The sequence below is a fragment of the Rhodococcus sp. OK519 genome (assembly GCF_003051005.1).
Lineage (GTDB): Bacteria > Actinomycetota > Actinomycetes > Mycobacteriales > Mycobacteriaceae > Prescottella.
Genome location: NZ_QAOW01000007.1, coordinates 39,058 through 58,264, shown reverse-complemented (window position 1 = coordinate 58,264; position 19,207 = coordinate 39,058). Strand labels below are relative to the sequence as shown.

Below are 19,207 nucleotides of genomic sequence, written 5' to 3'. Positions count from 1 at the left end.
GCCCCCTATCGACCGAGAACGCGCCGAACGAACAGATGACCGAGACCCTGAGACCGAGTGACGAGGACGCGATCCGCGCCGAACTGCGGTATCTGCGCACCAGCACGACGCTGCCGGTGCTGTTCGGGGGCATGGTCGACGGGCCGAGTCTGAGGTTGTCGGGGTTCGTCGGCACCCGCGGCCCGATGCTCCGCGATCTCGTGATCGACACCGAATGCGGACTGGGTGGTCGAGTCATGGCCGAGCAGCGGCCCGGCGCGGTCCAGGACTACGCCCACTCCCGGCACATCACGCACGACTACGACCACGAGGTGGCAAGCGAGGGGATCGAGTCCCTGTTCGCGGCACCGGTCGTAGTGCGCGGGAGCACCCGTGCCGCGGTGTACGGAGGGCTGCGGGCCAACCTCCCGATCGGCGACGTGACCGCCGAGACGGTGATGCGGTCGGCGCACAAGCTCGCGCGGGAGATCGAGATCCGGGACGAGGTGGACCGGCGGCTCGAAATGATCGAGAACTCCCGCACCGTGCCCGTCGCGTTCCGTGACCCGAAGCTGTCCGAGGGCATCACCGAGGCCTATCTGACGCTGCGGACCATTGCAGACCGACTCGACGACGCCGCGCTCAGCGCCGAGGTCCAGGCCGTCGAGGAGAAACTGCGCGGGCTCACCGCCGGTGAGTCTCGGCCCGGCGACGTGGTGCTCTCGCCGCGCGAATTCGAGGTGCTCGTCCACGTCGCACTCGGCTGCCGCAACGCGGAGATCGCCGAGCGGTTGGGGCTGCGCCTGGACACCGTCAAGAGCTACATGCGCAACATCATGTCGAAGCTCGAGGTGCGCAGCCGGCACGAGGCCGTCGTGGTCGCGCGGCGGCAGGGACTCATTCCCTAGCGCTGTCGGCCCCGGGTGACTCCACGCCATCGGATCGTCGGATCATGTTCAGCGCCAGCGCGATCAGGCTCACGATCGCCGCAGCGACGGAGAACTCGGCAACCGCGGCGGACATGCCCTGATAGGTGACCAGCAGCCCCGCCGCGACGGCCGGCACACCGAGCCCGACGTAGGTGAACGTGAAGAACGCGGCGAGGACCGCACCGCTGGACTCGCGGGCGCGCGTCGCGACGACCGCGCTCACCCGCTGCATGCCGCCGGCGAAGGCGAGGCCGTGCCCCATCCCCACGACGATCGACACCACGATCAACAGCGGCAGGCTCGGGAACCGATCGACGACGAACAGGCCCACCATCCCGGCGAACATGAGGACGGTCCCGATGCGCTGTGCCACCAGGGGGTCGAGGCCCCGCATGCTCAGCTGGGCAGCCACCGAGCAGGACATCACCAGGGCCGCGGCCGCGGCGCCGATCAGCAGGTTCGACATCCCGAGCAGTTGCGCGATCCACGACGGAACCACCGACTGGAACAGGCCCACCGTGGCCCAGGCGATCGCGGCGGGAAGTGTCGCCCGGACGAACACCGAGCGGATCTCGCGCGGCAGGCGGGGGATCTCGAAGAGGCGGCGCGGGGTGCCGTCACTCGGTCCACGGCGTCGGGGCGCCGACTGTTCGGGAAGCAGGACGAGCGCGACGACGCCCGGGACGAGGGCCACTGCGAAGAATATGTACGGAAGTGCCGTCGGGTGGGGCAGGTACTCGGCGATAGCGCCGGCGAGGAGTGGGCCGAGCGCCGCGCCGGCCGCCGTGCTCGCCGTCGCAGCGCGGGCGGCGCGCACGGGATTGCCCATCGGAACGTGGTCCAGGAGCGCCGCGGCACCGGCGGCCGAGCAGGCTCCGACCGACAGTCCCTGGAGGACCCGCCCGACGATCAACCAGGCGGTCGCGTCGGCCACGACGAGCACGGCCACCCCGGCGAGGCCCGCTACGAGGGCTGTCGCCAGAACCGGTCGGCGACCCACTCGGTCCGACAGTGGGCCGAAGAGGAAGAGTGCGGGCACCAGTGCCGCCGCGTAGATCGCGAAGATCACCGTCTGCGTGACGGGGCTGAATCCGAAGTCCTCGCGGTAGATGCCGTACAGCGCGGTCGGCATGTTTGCGCCGACCAGGAGGATTGCGAGCACGTACCCGACGCCGTGGAAGTGGCGTGCCGGCCAGCGCGTGCCGGAAGGGTGGGCGGTCGCGGTCGTCGCGGTCGTCGGGGTCGTCGCGGTCGTCGGGGTCGTCTGTGATCGGAAGGTCGTCGGCGGCACGAATACATCCTACGTAGGACGTCCTATGTATTCTCGACGACGGTGGGGCAGAGGCTCGTGTGAGGATGAACTCGTGACGGTTGTGCAGAGGGAATCGGCTTACCAGCAGGCGCTGGACTGGATGCGCGCCCGGATCGCGTCGGGAGACTGGTCGATCGGCGAACGCATTCCCACCGAACCCGAACTGGCCGAGCTGCTCGGCGTGGGACGCAACACCTTGCGTGAAGCGATCAAGTGCCTCACCTCCACCGGGATCCTGGAGATCCGACGCGGGGACGGGACGTACGTCTGCGCGCGCACCGACATCGGTGGACTCCTGACCCGGCAGGTCGCCGTCTCGGAGATGCTCCACGTCTACGAGGTCCGCCGGGCGCTCGAACTCGAGGCGGTCCGACTCGCGTGTATCCGCCGCACCGAGGACGACATACGACGTCTGCGAGAGGCTCTCGATCTGCGGAACGAGACCGGCCGCAGCGGCGACGGCGCGGCGTTCGCCGACGCCGATCTCGCGTTCCATGTCGCGGTCGTCGCTGCAGCCCACAACCCGGTTCTCGACGAACTGTTTGCCGGCCTCTCGGAGCCGCTGCGAGCCACGTACGACTTCACCGAGGGTGTTCACGAACCGGAACTCGGGGCCGGGTACCACCGGAACGTCGTCGACGGGATCGTGCGGGGCGACGAGTCGCTGGCGATGCGCGGCACGTGTGGTCACCTGGACCTGTTCGTTGCCGGGGTGCACGAACGCCGGGCCGATGCCGATGGCAAGGCGCACGCCGGGTAGAAGTTCCGGAAGTACATCTCTTGTCCGAAAGGCGTTTTCCACGTGGCAATCTACCGACTCGGTGAGCTGGTTCCCGACATCCACCCGGCCGCGTTCGTGCATCCCGATGCGGTCGTCGTGGGCGCCGTCACGATCGGTGCCGAGGCGTCGATCTGGCCGTCGGCGGTGCTGCGGGCCGACTACGGGACGATTCGCGTCGGGGCCCGCACCTCGATCCAGGACGGCACCGTGCTCCACACCTCCCGCGAGTGGCCGACGATCGTCGGTGCGGAATGTGTGGTGGGGCACAACGCCCATCTCGAGGGGGCGATCGTCGAGGACGGGTGCCTGATCGGATCGATGTCCACGAGCCTGCAGCGAGTGGTGGTGGGCACAGGCAGCCTCGTCGGCGCGGCCGCACTGCTCACCGAGGGGACGGTCGTGCCGCCGCGGTCGCGGGCGCTGGGCGCGCCGGCATCTGTTGTGCCGCATCCGAATCCGGAAATATTCGCGGAAGGAATCCGGCGCGGGGCCGCCACCTACGTCGCGAACGCGGCGCGCTATCGGTCGGAAATGGAACGCATCGACTGACCGTCCGGTTGTCGCCCGAGTAGATGCGGGAGTAGGGTGTCGACGTTCGGATCGACTCCCTGCCCGCGCACGGTCGGGGGCTTCGAGGAAGAGGAGGTGGGGCTAGTCATGAGTAGCCAACCTCCGAGTACCAGCTGAAACAGGACAATTCCGCGCCATCCTCATCGGGGGTGGCGTTCGACTGGTGTCCGCGTCCACCGTGACAGACGGTGCCGCTGCGGGCCTTCCCGAAAGCCGTATTCGTATGCGTGAAATGCGTCCGATCCGCTCGATCCTTCCTCGCCGTGCCGCCGGCACCGCCGACGACGTCGTCTCGCCCGAGCATTCGATGGCCCCTCGCCATCCGGGGCAGCCCGTGCCCGCGTCGCCGCAGGACGGTGTGGTGGAGCCCAGCGTCGTCAACAGTGCGGTGTACCGCGACGGCCGGCGCATCGCCTCGCCCGAGACCCTGGCGGAGGCTCTCGCGAGCCTGCCTGACGCGTCGTCGATGGCGTGGATCGGTCTCTACCGTCCGTCGGATACCCAACTGCACGCTGCGGCAGAGCAGTTCGATCTTCACGAGCTGGCGGTCGAGGACGCGATCGCCGCGCATCAGCGCCCCAAGCTCGAGCGCTACGGCGACACGCTGTTCGTCGTGCTGCGTGCCGCGCGCTACCTCGACGAGTCGGAGTCCGTCGACTTCGGCGAGCTGCACATCTTCTGCGGTCCCACCTTCGTGCTCACCGTCCGGCACAGCGAGTCGCCCGACCTGTCGAACGTGCGCGAGCGGATGGAGAGCGACCCCGAACTGCTCGAGCTGGGCCCCGAGGCCGTGCTGTACGCGATCCTCGACGCCGTCGTCGACGGGTACGCGCCCGTCGTCGCGGGATTGCAGAACGACATCGACGAGATCGAGACCGAGGTGTTCAGCGGCGACCCGATGGTGTCGCGGCGCATCTACGAACTCTCGCGTGAGGTCGTCGAGTTCCAGCGCGCCACCAAGCCGCTCCTCGGGATGCTGCGCGCGCTGTCCGCGGGCTTCGACAAGTACAACACCGACGAGGAACTGCAGCGCTACCTGCGCGACGTCACCGACCACGCGACGACGGTGGTCGAGCGGGTCGACGGCTTCCGGGAACTGCTCGGCAGCATCCTCGCCCTCAACGCCACCCTGGTCTCGCAGGCGCAGAACGAGGAGATGCGCAACCTGACGCAGGCCAGCTACGCGCAGAACGAGGAAATCAAGAAGGTCTCCTCCTGGGCGGCGATCCTGTTCGCGCCCACCTTGATCGGCACCGTGTACGGCATGAACTTCGAGCACATGCCGGAACTGCAATGGGTGGGCGGCTATCCGTTGGCACTGATGCTGATGTTCCTGACCTGCGCCGGGCTCTACACGATCTTCAAGAAACGCGGCTGGTTGTAGCGCGTTCGGCGCGTTACAGTCTCGGCTGTGACGGGACTGCGCACGATCGACCTCGGGAGGCTGCTGACGCGGCGTCGCCACGTCGATTTCGCGCTGGTGTGCACGTCCGGTTGTCGTCGGTCCTGACCGACCCCGACGACCCTTCGCCGGGTGCTCTCGGGCGCCCGGAATCCGCACGCTCACGACAGGTTCTCGCATGACCACAGCTTCCGTTTCACATCTGTCCGCCATCGTGGCCGCCACCGCCGACGCGGTCGCGGACGACGTATCCAAGGCTCACGTCGTGTTCCGGGCGAAAGCCCGGGCGCACGACGCCGTCGCCAGCACCGTCTCGCTGGGCAAGTACTCGGTGGAGGTCGACGAGCCGCCGGCCCTCGGCGGTGACAACTCCGCGCCCAACCCGGTGGAGTACTACCTGGCGTCGCTGCTGTCCTGCCATGTGGTGACGTACCGGTTCTGGGCCGAGCGCCTCGGAATCCGGGTCGACGACATCAAGGCGCGCGCCGAAGGCGACCTGGACGTCCGCGGCTTCTTCGGTTTCGAAGACGCCGTCCGTCCGGGGTTCGGTGAGGTTCGTGTCGTCGTGACGATCGACGGCCCGGAATCGCGTGAGCGCTACCTGGAACTGCACGCGGCAGCCGAGGCGCACTGCCCGGTGCTGGACCTGACGCGCAATCCCACGCCGGTCGTCTCGGTACTCGAAACGCCTGCGGCGAACGGCTGATCGACTGTCGGCGCTGCTCATCGCACCGGTGAGCAGCGCCGAACCAGCGCGCAGACGGCGAACGGGTGTCACTATGGACCCCGTGGATCTCCCGATCGCGCCGCCCCTGCAACCGATGCTGGCCAAGGCCGCATCGGGAGTGCCCGAGCAACCCGCCGGTGAACCCGTGTGGTCGTACGAACCGAAATGGGACGGATTCCGTGCCATCGTGTTCCGCGACGGCGACGATGTCGTCCTCGGTTCGCGTGGCGGCAAGGACCTGGCCCGGTACTTTCCCGAGATGGTGGACGCGGTGCGGGAGGAACTGCCGCCGCGGTGCGTCGTCGACGGTGAACTGGTGGTGCCGCGCGAGATCGGTGGCCGCACCCGGCTGGACTGGGGTTCGCTGTCCGAGCGGATCCATCCGGCGGACAGCCGGGTGCGCCTGCTCGCCGCCGAGACCCCGGCGCAGTTCATCGGTTTCGATCTGTTGGCGCTCGGCGACGACGACTTCACGAAGCGTGCCTTCGCGGAACGCCGGGAGGCGCTGTTGGGGGCCGTCGGCGGCGGGATCCGCTGTCACGTCACCGCCGCGACGCTCGATGCCGAGGTGGCCGAGCGTTGGTTCGAGACCTTCGAGGGCGCCGGGCTCGACGGTGTCGTTGCCAAACGACTCGACGGTCATTATCTGCCGAACAAGCGGGAGATGGTGAAGGTCAAGCACTCTCGTACCGCGGATGTCGTGGCGATCGGCTACCGACCGCACAAGAGTCAGCCGGGCATCGGCTCGATCCTGCTGGGGCTGTACGACGGTGGCGAACTGCACATGGTCGGGGGCGCTTCGGCATTCACCGCCAAGCGCCGCGTCGAACTGCTCGCCGAACTCGAACCGCTGCGGGTGGGTGACGACGTCGTCGCCGAGGGAGAGGCCACCCGGTGGCGGTCGAGCGCCGACCGCAGTTGGGTGCCGCTGCGTCCCGAACGGGTCCTCGAGGTCGCCTACGACCAGATGGAGGGCGGACTCGGAGAGCGCGGAAGCCAGGCCGGGGTACGGTTCCGGCACGCCGCGCGGTTCCTGCGGTGGCGCCCGGACCGGGCCCCGGAGTCGTGCACGTTCGAGCAACTCGAGGTCCCGCTGCGCTACGACCTCGCAGACGTACTCACAGGAGAGAGCTGAACCATGGCGGCCACCAAGCGTTCTCCGGCGGAGGAACTCGACGTCGACGGCGTGGCCGTCCGGCTGTCGAATCCCGACAAGATCTACTACCCGCGGCTGGGCCCCGAGGGCGGCACCAAACGCCACCTCGTCGAGTACTACCTCCAGGTCGCGACCGGCGGTGAACTCTTGCGGGCACTGCACGACCGGCCCACCCACCTGCAGCGGTACCCGGACGGTGTCGAGGGCGAGGAGATCTACCAGAAGCGGGTGCCGGCCAAGCGGCCCGAACACGTCGCGTCGTGCGAGGTGACGTTCCCGTCGAAGCGCACCGCGGACGTGCTGCGGGTCCGCAGCGCCGCCGACATCGTGTGGGCCGCCAACCTCGGCACCGTCACATTCCATCCGTGGGCGGTGCGCTGCCCCGACGTCGAGCACCCGGACGAGTTGCGGATCGACTTCGACCCGCAGCCCGGCACCGACTTCGACGACGCCCGCCGCGTCGCGCTCGACGTCATGCAACCGCTGCTCGACGAACTGGGCCTCATCGGGTTCCCCAAGACGTCGGGCGGTCGCGGCCTGCACGTCTACATCCGGATCGAGCCGCGCTGGGATTTCGTCGAGGTGCGCCGCGCCGGTATCGCGCTGTGCCGGGAGATCGAGCGGCGCAGCGGCGACCGGGCCACCACTCACTGGTGGAAGGAGGAACGGGGCAAGCGCATCTTCCTCGACTTCAACCAGAACGCGCGCGACAAGACCATCGCGTCGGCGTACTCGGCCCGTAACACCCCGATCGCGACGGTTTCGACTCCGGTGACCTGGGCGGAACTCGCGTCGATCGAGCCCGACGACTTCACCATCGCGACCGTTCCGGCACTACTCGCCGGCCGCGGAGACCCGATGGCGACGCTCGACGACGTCGCGCATTCGCTCGAGGGGCTGCTCGAGATGGCCGAGCGGGACCTGGCCGACGGGCTGGGGGATCTGCCGTATCCGCCGAACCATCCGAAGATGCCGGGCGAGCCCAAACGAGTGCAGCCGAGCCGGGACCGAGATCTGAAGAAAGACTGATTCGGTCGCTTGACCAGGTCCATTGCCGGTCAGACTTTTCTCGAATGTCTGTTTCACTCCGCACCGGCCCCTTTCGCCCTTAGGCTGCGCCAATCACAATGGTGTGAGGAGCGGATCGGAGGTCGCGATGGCGATCCATGTGGAGCGCGGCAGTGCGCCGCGGACGGCGGCGGTCGCCCCCGGACGGCCCCCGCTCGAACAGGTGCCCGCTGCCGCCCCGGCCGCAGCGCAGGCACGTACCGAGATGCTGGTGCATCCGCGGTTCCTGCCGCTCGCGGACCGCTTCTTCTCGATGTACCGCCAACCGAACAACGGGGGCGGAGCCCTGGTCGCGTACGTGCACGGCGAGAAGGTGCTCGACGTCTGGGCCGGGTACGCCGACCGGGACCGACGCTGGGACCGGGACACCGTGTCGCTGTCGTTCTCGACGGGCAAGGGCGTCGCGAGCACCGTCACGCACCGCCTGGCCGAGCGCGGCATCGTCGACTACGACGCCCCCGTGGCCACCTACTGGCCCGAGTTCGGCGCCGCCGGCAAGCACGAGATCACCATCCGCGACGTCCTGACGCACCGCGCCGGTCTGCACAAGGTGCGCGGACTGGTGGCCGGCCGAACGGGACTCCTCGACTACGAGTCCGTCATCGAGGCGCTCGCCGCCGCGGCCCCGGATCCTCGTCGGCTGCGCGGACCCGGCTACCACGCCGTCACCTACGGCTGGCTCGTCGCCGAGACCCTGGCGCGCGCAACCGGCAAGCCGTTCACCGAACTGGTCCGTGAGGAGATCGCGCAGCCGCTCGGACTGGACGAGTTCTGGTACCGCGTGCCGCAGGACCAGCGGCGGCGGATCGCGAAGCTGTTCCCGCACATCAACCCCGGCGGACTCGACTGGCGTCTGACCTCGTCGGTCCTGTCGTACGCCGGCCCGCTGCGGGGGCTGGCGGAGGCCGCGATGCCCGACGGCTTCGACGAACTCGTCCGCAATCCGGCCGTGCACGACGCCGTCATGCCCGGATGGAACGGCGTGTTCAGCGCCCGCTCGCTGGGCCGGATGTACGCCGCGATCGCGAACGGCGGCGTCATCGACGGCACCCGGTTCCTGCAGCCCGAGACGGTGGAGCAGATGGGCGCCGTACAGACCCGGGACCGCGACTACGTGCTGGGCGTCAAGCTCGGGTGGCGCCTTGGTTATCACCCCCCGCTGCTGGCCAGCCGCGTCCAGCCGACGCGCGGGCTCGGGCACTACGGAGTGGGCGGATCGGGCGCATACGCCGACCCGGAGACGGGCCTGGCGCTGGCGTTCGTCACCAACCGACTCGGCAACGCGGTCACCGCGCTCGGTGACCTGCGGTTGGCGAGGCTCGGCGCCGAGGCGCAGGCGATCATGCGTACGTGAGGGAGGTCTTCGGATGAGCGACCACGTCTATCGGGTGATCGAGATCGTCGGTTCGTCGAGCAAGGGAATCGACGACGCGATCGCCAATGCGGTCAGCAGGGCGAACGCGACGATGCGCAACCTGGAATGGTTCGAGGTGATCGAGACCCGCGGTCACATCGAGGCAGGGGCCGTCGCCCATACTCAGGTGACGTTGAAGGTCGGCTTCCGGCTCGAGTGATTGCTGGGGCTCGACCGATCACGTTCCGACGCAACGGAACCTCGATCGAAACTGAAACACGTTATAGTCTGAGCGAGAACGCCAGTCTCGGTCGGGTACGCACAGGTAGGGAAGAACTGTGGCTTATGTGATTACGCAGGCATGCTGCAACGATGCATCATGCGTGGACGTCTGTCCCGTCAACTGTATCCATCCGACGCCGGACGAGCCCGAGTTCGCCACTACGGAGATGCTCTACATCGACCCGCAGACGTGCATCGACTGCGGCGCGTGCGTCGACGAATGCCCGGTAGACGCGATCTTCGGTGAGAACGAACTCAGCGAGGCGCACTCGATGTACCCCGAGATCAACGCCGCGTACTACGAGAAGCATCCGATCGGACCGGAATGGCCCGAACTGGCCTCGCCGCGCAAGCTGAGCGCCGATCTGGGGACACTGCGCGTCGCGATCGTGGGGTCCGGCCCGTCGGCCTGCTACGCCGCGATGGAACTCACCTCCCGTCCGCGCGTCGAGGTCGACATGTTCGACCGTCTGCCCACGCCGTACGGACTGGTGCGCGCCGGCGTCGCCCCCGACCATCCGGGCACCAAGGGCGTCGCGGACGTGTTCCGCTCGGCCCTCGGTAAGCGTTCGGTGCAGTGCCACTTCAACGTCGAGGTGGGTCAGCACGTCAGCCACGAGGAGCTTCTCGAGCACCACCATGCCGTCATCTACGCGGTGGGCGCTGCCAGCGACCGTCGCCTCGGCGTGCCGGGTGAGGACCTGTCCGGATCGCACGCCGCCACGGAGTTCGTCGCCTGGTACAACGGCCACCCCGACTACGCGAACCACGCGTTCGACCTCTCGGGTGAGCGCGCCGTGATCGTCGGCAACGGCAACGTCGCCCTCGACGTCGCCCGCGTCCTCGTGACCGATCCCGACGAACTGGCGAAGACCGACATGGCGGAGCATGCCGTCGAGGCGCTGCGCCACAGCAATATCCGCGAGGTCGTCATCGTCGGCCGCCGTGGACCGGCGCAGGCCGCCTACACCAACCCCGAACTGATCGCGCTCGGGCAGATGGCCGACGTGGACATCGTCGTCGACCCCGACGAGGTCGTCCTGGATGCGGCCAGCCGCGCGTGGGTCGACGGCCCCGACTCGGAGGCGTCCGAGAAGCTCAAGGTGCGTCAGGCCGAGGAGTTCGCGAAGCGGACCACCACGGACGGCCGCAAGCGGATCGTGCTGCGCTTCCTCGCATCGCCCGAGGAGATCACCGGCGACGATCGGGTCGAGAACATCCGCCTGGTGCGCAATGAGCTGGTCGCCGACGACCCCGAGAACCCGACGAAGCTGAGCGCCCGCCCTACCGACCGTGTCGAGACCCTCGCGACCGGCCTGGTGCTGCGGTCGATCGGCTACAAGGGCCTGCCGATCGCCGATCTACCGTTCGACGAGCGCCGCGGTGTGGTCCCCAACGAGAACGGTCGCGTCATCGATCCGGAGACCGGCAAGCCCGTTCCTGGCGTGTACGTCGCGGGTTGGATCAAGCGCGGCCCCACCGGCGTCATCGGCACCAACAAGCACTGCTCCGCCGCCACCGTGGATCTGCTGCTGTCCGACTTCTCCGACGGAATGCTGCCCCAGCCGGGCAGCGAGCGCGAGGATCTCGGCCGCATCATCGGGGAGCGCCAGCCCGACGTCGTCGACTTCCAGGGATGGCAGCGCATCGACAAGAAGGAACGCGCGCTCGGCGCCGAGAGCGGGCGCTCGCGCACCAAGATCGTCGACATCGCGGCGATGCTCGAGGCCGCACGCGGCGAGGCCGGCTGAGTGCAGTAGCTCGCGGCGGGTCGGTTGTGGGACGCGCGTCCGGTATGGCTGAATAGGGCGTACCGGGCGCCCGCCCTTGGCGGCGCCGCCCGTGGCAGGTGTCGTCGAGCGAGGGGGGAACGCACATGACCGGGCAGTCGATCGCAGGACGTGGTTCGAGGCGCCGGCGGTGGTTCGCCCGCGCGGCGGCAGTCGTCGTCGGTGCCACTGCAGCCGGCACCGTTCTCGTCGGCCCCGCGCAGGCCGCGCCACTGTTTCCCGGTAGCGCGGAGATCCCCGGCGTCCAGCTCCCCACGTTCGAGCTGCCACAGATCCCCACGCCGCCGCTGGTGCTGCCGCCGGGATTCGAACTACCGCGCGAGGTGCAGGCCTTCCTGCCGCCCGGGCTGGTCGTGACAGCCCCACCGCCGATCGGTCCGGCGAACTTCTCGGCGCCGTCGCTGAACCCGGCGCCCGGCGAGGTCGTGGGCATCGCGCAGCCGATCATCATCCGCTTCAACGAGGCCATCGGTGACCGCGCCGTCGCCGAGCGTGCCATCCGCGTCACCACCGATCCGCCGGTCGAGGGCCACTTCTACTGGATCAATGACAAGCAGGTCCGTTGGAAGCCGAACCAGTTCTGGCCCGGCAACATTCAGGTGACCGTCGATGCCGGTGACTCGCACTCCACGTTCTCGATCGGCGACGCGCTCGTGACCGTCGCTGACGACAACACCAAGCAGATCACCATCACCCGCAACGGCGAGGTCGTCAAGACCATGCCGACCTCGCTCGGCAAGCCCGGATACGAGACCCCCAACGGCACCTACATCGTGGGCGAGAAGTTCCGCGACATGTACATGGACTCGTCCACGTACGGTGTGCCGATCGACGCCCCCGAGGGCTACCGCACGTACGTCGAGTATGCGACGCGAATCTCCTACAGCGGCATCTTCGTTCACGCCGCACCGTGGTCCGTGGCGCAGCAGGGCTACAGCAATGTCAGCCACGGCTGCCTCAACGTGAGCACCGAGGACGGCCGGTGGTTCTTCGAGAACGCCAAGAAGGGCGACCCGGTGGTCGTCCAGAACACTGCCGGCGGCATCCTCAGCGGCGCCGACGGGCTGGGGGACTGGAACCGCTGATCTGACGTTCCGGCAGCGCACCGACCGCACCGCGGTTGTGCAGGATCTGTGTCAGAGCCGTGATGACCACGAACGCGGCGGTGATTCCGAAGGGAAGTGCCAGGATCGGCACGGATTCGAGCGTGCGCGCCACCGGCAGCGTCCCGAACATCAGCATCGGTCCGCCGGTGCCCTGCAGGCAGTCCCAACGCCGCGGACTGTTCGGTGGTGACCCCAACCATGGAAGCTGCTCGCCGCGGTTCTCTCGATACATTCGACGCTGTCCGGCAAGGACGAGGCCCGCCCCCACCGCCATCATCGTCATGCCCACCACCACGGCCGCCGTGGACGGGGGAACCAGCACCGCGACAACACCCGCGGTAGCGGCGGCGATCACCGACACCACAACCCACCAACCGGAGTTGTGGCCGGGCCGGTCCCGATCACCGTGCCGCACCGGTTGTTCGGGAGGAATCGCATCCATCGGTCCATACTCCCAACCGGTACGGGAGATTTCAGGTATTCACGACTACCGGACAATCTTCCCGGCCGGACAGCACCTCGCAAGATCTCGGGCGGGAGAATCTCGCGCATAATCCCTGCCATGACCGTGACGCGTTCGATCCTGCTGTTCGTCCTGGCCGCGCTGTTCGAGATCGGCGGCGCCTGGCTGGTGTGGCAGGGCGTGCGCGAGCAGCGGGGCTGGTTGTGGGTCGGCGCCGGCATGATCGCCCTCGGCATCTACGGCCTGGTTGCGACGATGCAGCCCGACGCGAACTTCGGACGCATCCTCGCCGCGTACGGCGGGATCTTCGTGGCGGGTTCACTGCTGTGGGCGGTGGTCATGGACGGCTTCCGACCCGACCGCTACGACATCATCGGTGCCGCCCTCTGTCTGTGTGGTGTCGGCGTGATCATGTATGCGCGCTAGAGGGTTCGGGGCCTGTGGTCAATGCTGGTAGACGCTCAGGTCGCCGGGCTCGGTGTCGAGCACCTCGCGGCGGAACTTCACGAGCCACAGGAAGTACACCCCGCCGGCGAGAATCAGGCCGGCCACCATCGCGACGGGCACACGCGCCTCGGCGGGGGACACGACCACGAACAACACGACGACCATCCACACCAGCGCGCCGATCGCCACTGGCAGCTCGAAGCGGCCGAGATTGAACGCGCCCTCCCTGCGGTCCAACCGGCCGCGCACCGCGAGATAGAGAATGATCGTGCCGCCGTACACGATCACCGTGAGGACCGTCCCCGCCACGATCAGCTTCAGCAGGGCGGCACCCGGTAGCGCGAGCATCAGCACGACCGCGACGACGCAGATCAGGATCGTCGCCGGGACCGGGGTCCGGGTCTTCGCGTTGATCTGCCGCATCACCCCGGATGCGGGAAAGCGTGAGTCGCGGGCCATCGCGAACACGATGCGCGAGCACGCGGCCATCGTCACCATCCCGGCGCCGAAGAACGCAAATGTGATCGCGATCAGCAGTATTCGTTCCACGACCGGGCCGAGCTGATCGCGCATGATCTCCGCGACCGGCGAGGCGCTCTCGCTGATCCGGGGGATGTCGTCGATCGCGACGGTGAGCGCGACCAGGAACACCAGCCCCAGTAGCGAGGCCGCGACGACCGATCCCACGATCGCGCGCGGCACGCTGCGGAAGGGATCCTTGGCCTCCTCGGCGAGGTTCGCCGCAGCGTCGAAGCCGACGAGCGTGGCCAGGCCCATGATCATCGCGCCCATGAGCCCGCCGCCGACGGCGAAGTAGTCGGGTGCGTTCGCGGTGACGCCGCGGGAGGCGAGATTGTCGACCGACCCGTTGCCGGAGACCGCCACGGCTACGACGAGCGCGATCGCCAACACCAGGACGATGACCAGTTCGAGCCCCACCGCGCTCGCGTTGATCATCGCGACGATGCGCGTCGAGAACACGACGAGCAGGGCCTGCGCGAGCACCATCGCGAGCGTGATCAGCCGCGCGGTGCCCTCGTCCTCCGCCATGCCGAACAGCGGCATGAATGCCTGGCTCGCCAGCGCATTGTCGACAGCGACGACGCCGAACGACAGGTAGCAGACGGTGAGCCAGCCGAACCCCCAACCGATCTTCGGGTCGGCCAGCCGTGACGCCCACTGATAGGTGGAGCCGCTGAGCGGGATGCGGGCCGCGAACTGCGCGTACACGAGCGCCACCAGGACCTGCCCGACCGCAACCACGACCCACAGCCAGATCCCGACCGGGCCGGCATTCTGGAGCACGTCGTCGTAGGTGCCGAAGATGCCGACCGCGACCGAGATGAATGCGAACGAGATCGCGAACACCTGGAATGAGCCGAGTGTCCGCTTGAGCTCCTGGTGGTATCCACTGTGTTCGACGGACTCCGACGGGGTCTCGGAATCCGAGGGAATCTCCGCCACCGTGGTCACCTCATCTCCCGTCGGGCACTGCGGGATCGGAGCGAAACTGGTCGGCTCTCATCGTGCCCCGGATGGACGGGCGTGTCAGCGTTGGTTCGGTTCCCTAAGTTCCTCGGTGTCCACGAGAAGGGCGGGTCGCCGGTCACAGGACCGGCGACCCGCCCACGTCGGAACTACCAGATCTTGACGCGCTTGTCCGGCTCCAGATACAGGGCGTCACCCGGCTCGACCCCGAACGCGTCGTGGAAGCTGTCGAGGTTGCGGATCACGCCATTGCAGCGGAACTCCGGCGGCGAGTGCGGGTCGACGGCGAGGCGTCGGATTGCTTCTTCCTTGCGCGCCTTGGTCCGCCATACCTGCGCCCAGCCGAAGAACACGCGCTGCAGGCCGGTCAGTTCGTCGAGCACCGGTGCCTCGGTGCCCTCGGTGGCGATGCGGTATGCCTCGAGCGCGATCGACAGGCCGCCCAGATCGCCGATGTTCTCGCCGATCGTGAACTCACCGTTGACGTGGTGCCCGGGCAGGTCCTTGGGCTCGAAGTCGTTGTACTGCTCGATGAGTGCCTTGGTGCGCTTGCCGAACTCGGTGCGGTCGTCGTCGGTCCACCAGTCGACCATGTTGCCGTCGCCGTCGTACTTGGCGCCCTGGTCGTCGAAGCCGTGGCCGATCTCGTGGCCGATGACCGCGCCGATACCACCGTAGTTGGCGGCGTCGTCGGCCTCCGGATCGAAGAACGGCGGCTGCAGAATCGCTGCGGGGAAGACGATTTCGTTCATGCCCGGGTTGTAATAGGCATTGACCGTCTGCGGCGTCATGAACCACTCGTCACGGTCGACCGGTCCGCCCAGCTTCGCGATGTCGCGGTCGTGCTCGGCGGCGTAGCCACTGCGGTAGTTGCCCACCACGTCTGCCGGGTCGATCTCGACGGCCGAGTAGTCGCGCCACTTGTCGGGGTAGCCGATCTTGGGAGTGAACTTCTCGAGCTTCGCGAGCGCGGCTCGGCGGGTCTTCGGACTCATCCACTCGAGATCGGAGATGTTGCGGCGGTACGCCTCCTGCAGGTTCGCGACCAGTTCCTGCATGCGCGCCTTGGAGTGGGGCGGGAAGTGCCGCTCGACGTACTGCTTGCCGACGGCCTCGCCGAGCAGGTCCTGCACCAGCGAGACGCCGCGCTTCCACCGCTCGCGATTCTCCTGCGTGCCGCTGAGGGTCTTGCCGTAGAACGCGAAGTCCTCGGCGACGATCGCCTCCGTGAGGAACGCGGCCCGCGAATGCAGGATCCGCCACGTGGCCCACGCCTTCCAGTCCTCGATGGGACGCGACGTCCACAGCTCGGCGAACGACTCGACGAAACCGGGTTGGCGCACCACGATCTCGGCGAGCTGCTCCGGCGTAGCTTCGAGGCCGGAAATCCAGGCGGTCCAGTCGAATCCGCCGTACTGCGACTGCAGGTCGTCCAGCGTCACCAGGTTGTAGCTCAGCTCCGCGTCGCGACGCTTGACGACGTCCCAGTGGCCGGCCGCGATCGCGGTCTCGAGATCGAACACGCGCTGCGCGTCGTAGTCGATCCCGGCCAGCTCGAACATCTTTCGGATGTGCGCCAGGTACGCGTCCCGGACCTCGGCGTAGTTGTCCTCGCGGTAGTACGACTCGTCGGGCAGGCCGATGCCGGACTGCGTGAAGTGCACCAGGTAGCGCGCCGAGTTCTTGGCGTCGGTGTCGACGTACTGTCCGATCGCGCCGCCGACGCCGGTGCGCTGCAGGCGACCGACGATCCCGGCCAGCTCGCTCAGGTCTGCGGCGTTCGCGACGGCCGACAGTTCCTCGGCGATCGGGGTGAGGCCCGCCGCCTCGACGGCGTCGGCGTCCATGAAGCTCGAGTACAGGTCGCCGATCTTCTGGGCGTCCGTGCCGGGCGCCGCGCCGGACTCGGACGCCTCCTGGATGAGCGTCTTTACGTCCTCCTCGGCCTTGTCGTACAGCGTGCGGAACGCGCCGTCCACCGCACGGTCGGCCGGGATCTCGTACCCGTCCAGCCACTTGCCGTTGACATGCACGAACAAGTCGTCCTGTGGGCGCGTGCCCGCGTCCAGATGGCTGAGGTCGATGCCGGAATGCTGCGCAGTCGTCATCGCTCCATCTTTACACCGCGTCGACTGAGACGGCCGATCCTGAAGGATTCCTCTCGCAGGCCGAAGGGAATCCTTCAAGATCGGCGCGCGAGTGCCTGACGGATCTGCGTGAGCACGCTCTCGGGATCGTTGCGCAGGTGGTGCCACGTGAATCGGAGGACGTGCCAGCCCGCGTTGACGTTCTGCCGTTCCGTGTCGCGATTGAACCGTTCGACGTCGCGGTGCCACGCCCAGCCGTCCGCCAGGCGTCGGAAATCCTTCAGGATCAGCAGGAGTCAGGCGTCAGGCGTCGATGCCGAGGTTGATCGCGGCCAGCATGCGGTCCGACTGCCGCGACGTCACCATGAGGCCGGTCGCGTCGAAGATGTTGTCGTTGTCGTTGCGGGTGTCTCGGCCGGTGTGGTCGGAGTACGGCGAGACGGTGGAGAAGATCTCGTCGCTCAGGGCATCGTCGAAGAACAACTGCGTGGTGAGGACGGTCTTCTTGTCGACGTGCACCTTGAGGTGGATGTGCACGGTGCGGCCGGTGTACCAGCCGGGGAAGATCGTCGTGAACCGCACGATGCCGTTGGCGTCGGTGGTCTGGGCGCCGCGCAGGTAGGTGCCGTCGTCGGTAGTGGTCGCCTCCTGGTCGCCGACGCTGTACGAGCCGTCCGACGTCTCACCCGAGCCGCCCATCCCGCCGGGAGCCCCGCCGCCGGGACCACCCATGCCGCCCTCGGGAGGCGTGCCGCCGGGCGGAGGACCGCCCATCCCGCCCTGCGGCGGCTGACCCATCCCGCCCTGCGGCGGCTGACCGCCCATGCCGCCGCCTTGGTTGGCGGCGGCGGAGCCGGACTCGAAGCCCGAGTACACGCCGCCCGCGTCGCAGTGCCAGATCTCGACGACCGCGTTCGCGACGGCGCCCGCGCTGCCGTCGGCGCTGCAGTTCGTCAGATCCTGCACGCGCATGGCCAGATTCAGTTCGAGACCCGGCCGGTCCTCGCGGATGTCGCTGCGGATGGAGTCGACGTCGAACCAGTACGGCCCCTGCGTCTCCTCGACGGCCATGACGCACCGTGGCGCCTGGTCGAGCAGGGCGAGCAACTGCTCGTCGACGGTCCCGGCCGCGCCTGCCGAGGAGGCGGCCGCCGCCGATGTGATTGTCGGCGTGGTGGTCGCCGTCGAAGAACTACCGCCACCGCTGCACGCCGCGAGCAGTCCGGTCAGGCTGACGGTTCCGCCGAGCGCGAGCGCCCGCCGTCGGCTGATCCGCAGCCGGCTCAGCTCTACGTCTTTGTTCACGCGACATCCTTCCTCGCAGCAAGTGATTCGAGAACCATCGTGGGCGAGCGAACTGGCGCGGACCTGGACGTCGGCTGGGAGTTACCTGTGAACCGGAAGTCAGGCGTCGATGGTCAGATTGATCGCGGCCAGGATCCGGCCCGGTTCCCGCGCGGTCGCCAGCAGTCCGGTGTCGTGGAAGATGACGTCGCTGTCGTTGCGGGTGTCGCGGCCGGGATGGGCGGTGTAGGGGGAGACGGTCGCGAAGACGTCGTCGCTGAGCGTGTCGTCGACGTACAACTGCGTGGTGAGCACGGTCCGGCGATCGATGTGCACCTTGAGATGGATGTGCACGGTGCGGCCGGTATACCAGCCGGGGAAGATCGTCGTGAACTGGGCAATGCCGTTGGCGTCGGTGGTCTGGGCGCCGCGCAGGTAGGTGCCGTCGTCGGTGGTGGGGATCTGGCCGTCGTCGAGGCTGTACGAGCCGTCGGACATCGTGATGATCGACGAGGGGCTGCCGGTGGACGGCGCTCCGCTGTTCGCCGCGACCGAGTCGGCCTCGTAGCCGGAGTACACACCGCCCGCGTCGCAGTGCCAGATCTCGACGACCGCGTTCGCGATGCCGGGTACGGCGCCGTCAGGGCTGCAGTTCCGCACGTCCTGCACGCGCAGCGCCAGGGCCACCTCGAGTCCCGGCCGGTCCTCGCGGATGTCGCGCCGGATCGAGTCGACGTCGAACCAGTACGGGCCCTGCGTCTCCTCGACCGCCATCACGCAGCGCGGAGCCCCGTCGAGCAGTGCGAGCAGTCGCGGATCGATGTCGCTCGGGACCGCGGTCGTGGGCACCGTGGTGGTCGCGGTGGTGTCGGGGTTACCGCCGCATGCCGCGAGCAGAGCACTCAGGCTGACGGTGCCACCCAGCGCCAGCGCCCGACGTCTGCTGATGCGCAGCCGGCTCAGTTCCACGTCGCGATTCATG

General features: G+C 68.2%; 19 protein-coding genes. 12 read left to right on the top strand and 7 right to left on the bottom strand.

The annotated features are described in order from the left end of the window. Positions 1-35: 35 nt before the first annotated feature. On the top strand, positions 36-887 hold the full coding sequence (locus C8K36_RS17825) for a helix-turn-helix transcriptional regulator (protein WP_107985857.1): 852 nt from the start codon (positions 36-38) through the stop codon (positions 885-887). On the opposite strand, the gene C8K36_RS17820 is transcribed toward C8K36_RS17825, so the two are convergent. After that, on the bottom strand, positions 877-2,199 hold the full coding sequence (locus C8K36_RS17820) for an MFS transporter (RefSeq protein WP_107985856.1): 1,323 nt from the start codon (positions 2,197-2,199) through the stop codon (positions 877-879). The two genes, C8K36_RS17825 and C8K36_RS17820, sit on opposite strands and share 11 nt — an antisense overlap. Positions 2,200-2,272: 73 nt before the next feature. On the opposite strand from C8K36_RS17820, the gene C8K36_RS17815 reads away from it, so the two are divergent. The 10 genes from C8K36_RS17815 to C8K36_RS17770 all read left to right on the top strand — a co-directional run bounded on the left by C8K36_RS17815 (position 2,273) and on the right by C8K36_RS17770 (position 12,435). Beyond that, on the top strand, positions 2,273-2,980 hold the full coding sequence (locus C8K36_RS17815) for a FadR/GntR family transcriptional regulator (protein WP_107985855.1): 708 nt from the start codon (positions 2,273-2,275) through the stop codon (positions 2,978-2,980). Between the two features lie 42 nt (positions 2,981-3,022). Then, a complete protein-coding gene (locus tag C8K36_RS17810; RefSeq protein ID WP_107985854.1) occupies positions 3,023-3,550 on the top strand; it encodes a gamma carbonic anhydrase family protein in 528 nt (175 codons plus the stop codon). A 244-nt stretch (positions 3,551-3,794) separates the two neighbouring features. Next, on the top strand, positions 3,795-4,955 hold the full coding sequence (locus tag C8K36_RS17805; RefSeq protein ID WP_107985853.1) for a magnesium and cobalt transport protein CorA: 1,161 nt from the start codon (positions 3,795-3,797) through the stop codon (positions 4,953-4,955). Between the two features lie 196 nt (positions 4,956-5,151). Next, positions 5,152-5,679, top strand: coding sequence for an OsmC family protein (locus C8K36_RS17800; protein ID WP_107985852.1), 528 nt, complete (start codon positions 5,152-5,154; stop codon positions 5,677-5,679). Positions 5,680-5,761: 82 nt separating this feature from the next. Next, positions 5,762-6,835: an ATP-dependent DNA ligase gene (locus C8K36_RS17795; RefSeq protein WP_107986047.1), complete on the top strand. Its 1,074-nt coding sequence runs from the start codon at positions 5,762-5,764 to the stop codon at positions 6,833-6,835. Positions 6,836-6,838: 3 nt separating this feature from the next. Next, positions 6,839-7,885 carry a DNA polymerase domain-containing protein gene (locus C8K36_RS17790; RefSeq protein WP_107985851.1) on the top strand — a complete coding sequence of 349 codons (1,047 nt, stop codon included), beginning with the start codon at positions 6,839-6,841 and terminating at the stop codon, positions 7,883-7,885. A 244-nt stretch (positions 7,886-8,129) separates the two neighbouring features. Next, on the top strand, positions 8,130-9,278 hold the full coding sequence (locus tag C8K36_RS17785; protein WP_107986046.1) for a serine hydrolase domain-containing protein: 1,149 nt from the start codon (positions 8,130-8,132) through the stop codon (positions 9,276-9,278). A gap of 13 nt (positions 9,279-9,291) precedes the next feature. Then, positions 9,292-9,498 (top strand): dodecin, encoded by a 207-nt coding sequence (locus C8K36_RS17780; RefSeq protein WP_107985850.1) that lies wholly within the window; start codon positions 9,292-9,294, stop codon positions 9,496-9,498. A gap of 118 nt (positions 9,499-9,616) precedes the next feature. Continuing rightward, positions 9,617-11,311: an FAD-dependent oxidoreductase gene (locus C8K36_RS17775; RefSeq protein WP_181319622.1), complete on the top strand. Its 1,695-nt coding sequence runs from the start codon at positions 9,617-9,619 to the stop codon at positions 11,309-11,311. 125 nt (positions 11,312-11,436) lie between these two features. After that, positions 11,437-12,435, top strand: a complete 999-nt coding sequence (locus C8K36_RS17770) for a L,D-transpeptidase (protein ID WP_107985848.1) — start codon at positions 11,437-11,439, stop codon at positions 12,433-12,435. On the opposite strand, the gene C8K36_RS17765 is transcribed toward C8K36_RS17770, so the two are convergent. Next, a complete protein-coding gene (locus tag C8K36_RS17765) occupies positions 12,398-12,898 on the bottom strand; it encodes a hypothetical protein (RefSeq protein ID WP_107985847.1) in 501 nt (166 codons plus the stop codon). The genes C8K36_RS17770 and C8K36_RS17765 overlap by 38 nt on opposite strands. A gap of 120 nt (positions 12,899-13,018) precedes the next feature. Between C8K36_RS17765 and C8K36_RS17760 the strand changes: the two genes are divergently transcribed. Beyond that, the gene (locus C8K36_RS17760) at positions 13,019-13,345 is read left to right on the top strand and encodes a YnfA family protein (protein WP_107985846.1); all 327 of its coding nucleotides are present in this window, start codon (positions 13,019-13,021) and stop codon (positions 13,343-13,345) included. 18 nt (positions 13,346-13,363) lie between these two features. Here the strand turns inward: C8K36_RS17760 and C8K36_RS17755 are convergent, their stop codons facing one another. The 5 genes from C8K36_RS17755 to C8K36_RS17735 form a co-directional block, all read right to left on the bottom strand. Next, the gene (locus tag C8K36_RS17755) at positions 13,364-14,830 is read right to left on the bottom strand and encodes an APC family permease (protein WP_107986045.1); all 1,467 of its coding nucleotides are present in this window, start codon (positions 14,828-14,830) and stop codon (positions 13,364-13,366) included. A 173-nt stretch (positions 14,831-15,003) separates the two neighbouring features. Next, the gene (locus tag C8K36_RS17750; protein WP_107985845.1) at positions 15,004-16,962 is read right to left on the bottom strand and encodes a M13 family metallopeptidase; all 1,959 of its coding nucleotides are present in this window, start codon (positions 16,960-16,962) and stop codon (positions 15,004-15,006) included. 74 nt (positions 16,963-17,036) lie between these two features. Further along, entirely contained in the window at positions 17,037-17,207 is a 171-nt protein-coding gene (locus C8K36_RS17745) for a DUF559 domain-containing protein (protein ID WP_420910907.1), read from the bottom strand. Between the two features lie 37 nt (positions 17,208-17,244). Then, positions 17,245-18,246: a protocatechuate dioxygenase gene (locus C8K36_RS17740; protein ID WP_107985844.1), complete on the bottom strand. Its 1,002-nt coding sequence runs from the start codon at positions 18,244-18,246 to the stop codon at positions 17,245-17,247. Between the two features lie 99 nt (positions 18,247-18,345). Beyond that, a complete protein-coding gene (locus C8K36_RS17735) occupies positions 18,346-19,206 on the bottom strand; it encodes an intradiol ring-cleavage dioxygenase (protein WP_107985843.1) in 861 nt (286 codons plus the stop codon). Position 19,207 lies beyond the last annotated feature (1 nt).

Coding starts and splice junctions, on each gene's coding strand:
- C8K36_RS17825 (WP_107985857.1), top strand. CDS start 36: ATGACCGAGACCCTGAGACCGAGTGACGAGGACGCGATCCGCGCCGAA.
- C8K36_RS17805 (WP_107985853.1), top strand. CDS start 3,795: ATGCGTGAAATGCGTCCGATCCGCTCGATCCTTCCTCGCCGTGCCGCC.
- C8K36_RS17800 (WP_107985852.1), top strand. CDS start 5,152: ATGACCACAGCTTCCGTTTCACATCTGTCCGCCATCGTGGCCGCCACC.
- C8K36_RS17790 (WP_107985851.1), top strand. CDS start 6,839: ATGGCGGCCACCAAGCGTTCTCCGGCGGAGGAACTCGACGTCGACGGC.
- C8K36_RS17785 (WP_107986046.1), top strand. CDS start 8,130: ATGCTGGTGCATCCGCGGTTCCTGCCGCTCGCGGACCGCTTCTTCTCG.
- C8K36_RS17780 (WP_107985850.1), top strand. CDS start 9,292: ATGAGCGACCACGTCTATCGGGTGATCGAGATCGTCGGTTCGTCGAGC.
- C8K36_RS17770 (WP_107985848.1), top strand. CDS start 11,437: ATGACCGGGCAGTCGATCGCAGGACGTGGTTCGAGGCGCCGGCGGTGG.
- C8K36_RS17765 (WP_107985847.1), bottom strand. CDS start 12,898: ATGGATGCGATTCCTCCCGAACAACCGGTGCGGCACGGTGATCGGGAC.
- C8K36_RS17760 (WP_107985846.1), top strand. CDS start 13,019: ATGACCGTGACGCGTTCGATCCTGCTGTTCGTCCTGGCCGCGCTGTTC.
- C8K36_RS17750 (WP_107985845.1), bottom strand. CDS start 16,962: ATGACGACTGCGCAGCATTCCGGCATCGACCTCAGCCATCTGGACGCG.
- C8K36_RS17735 (WP_107985843.1), bottom strand. CDS start 19,206: ATGAATCGCGACGTGGAACTGAGCCGGCTGCGCATCAGCAGACGTCGG.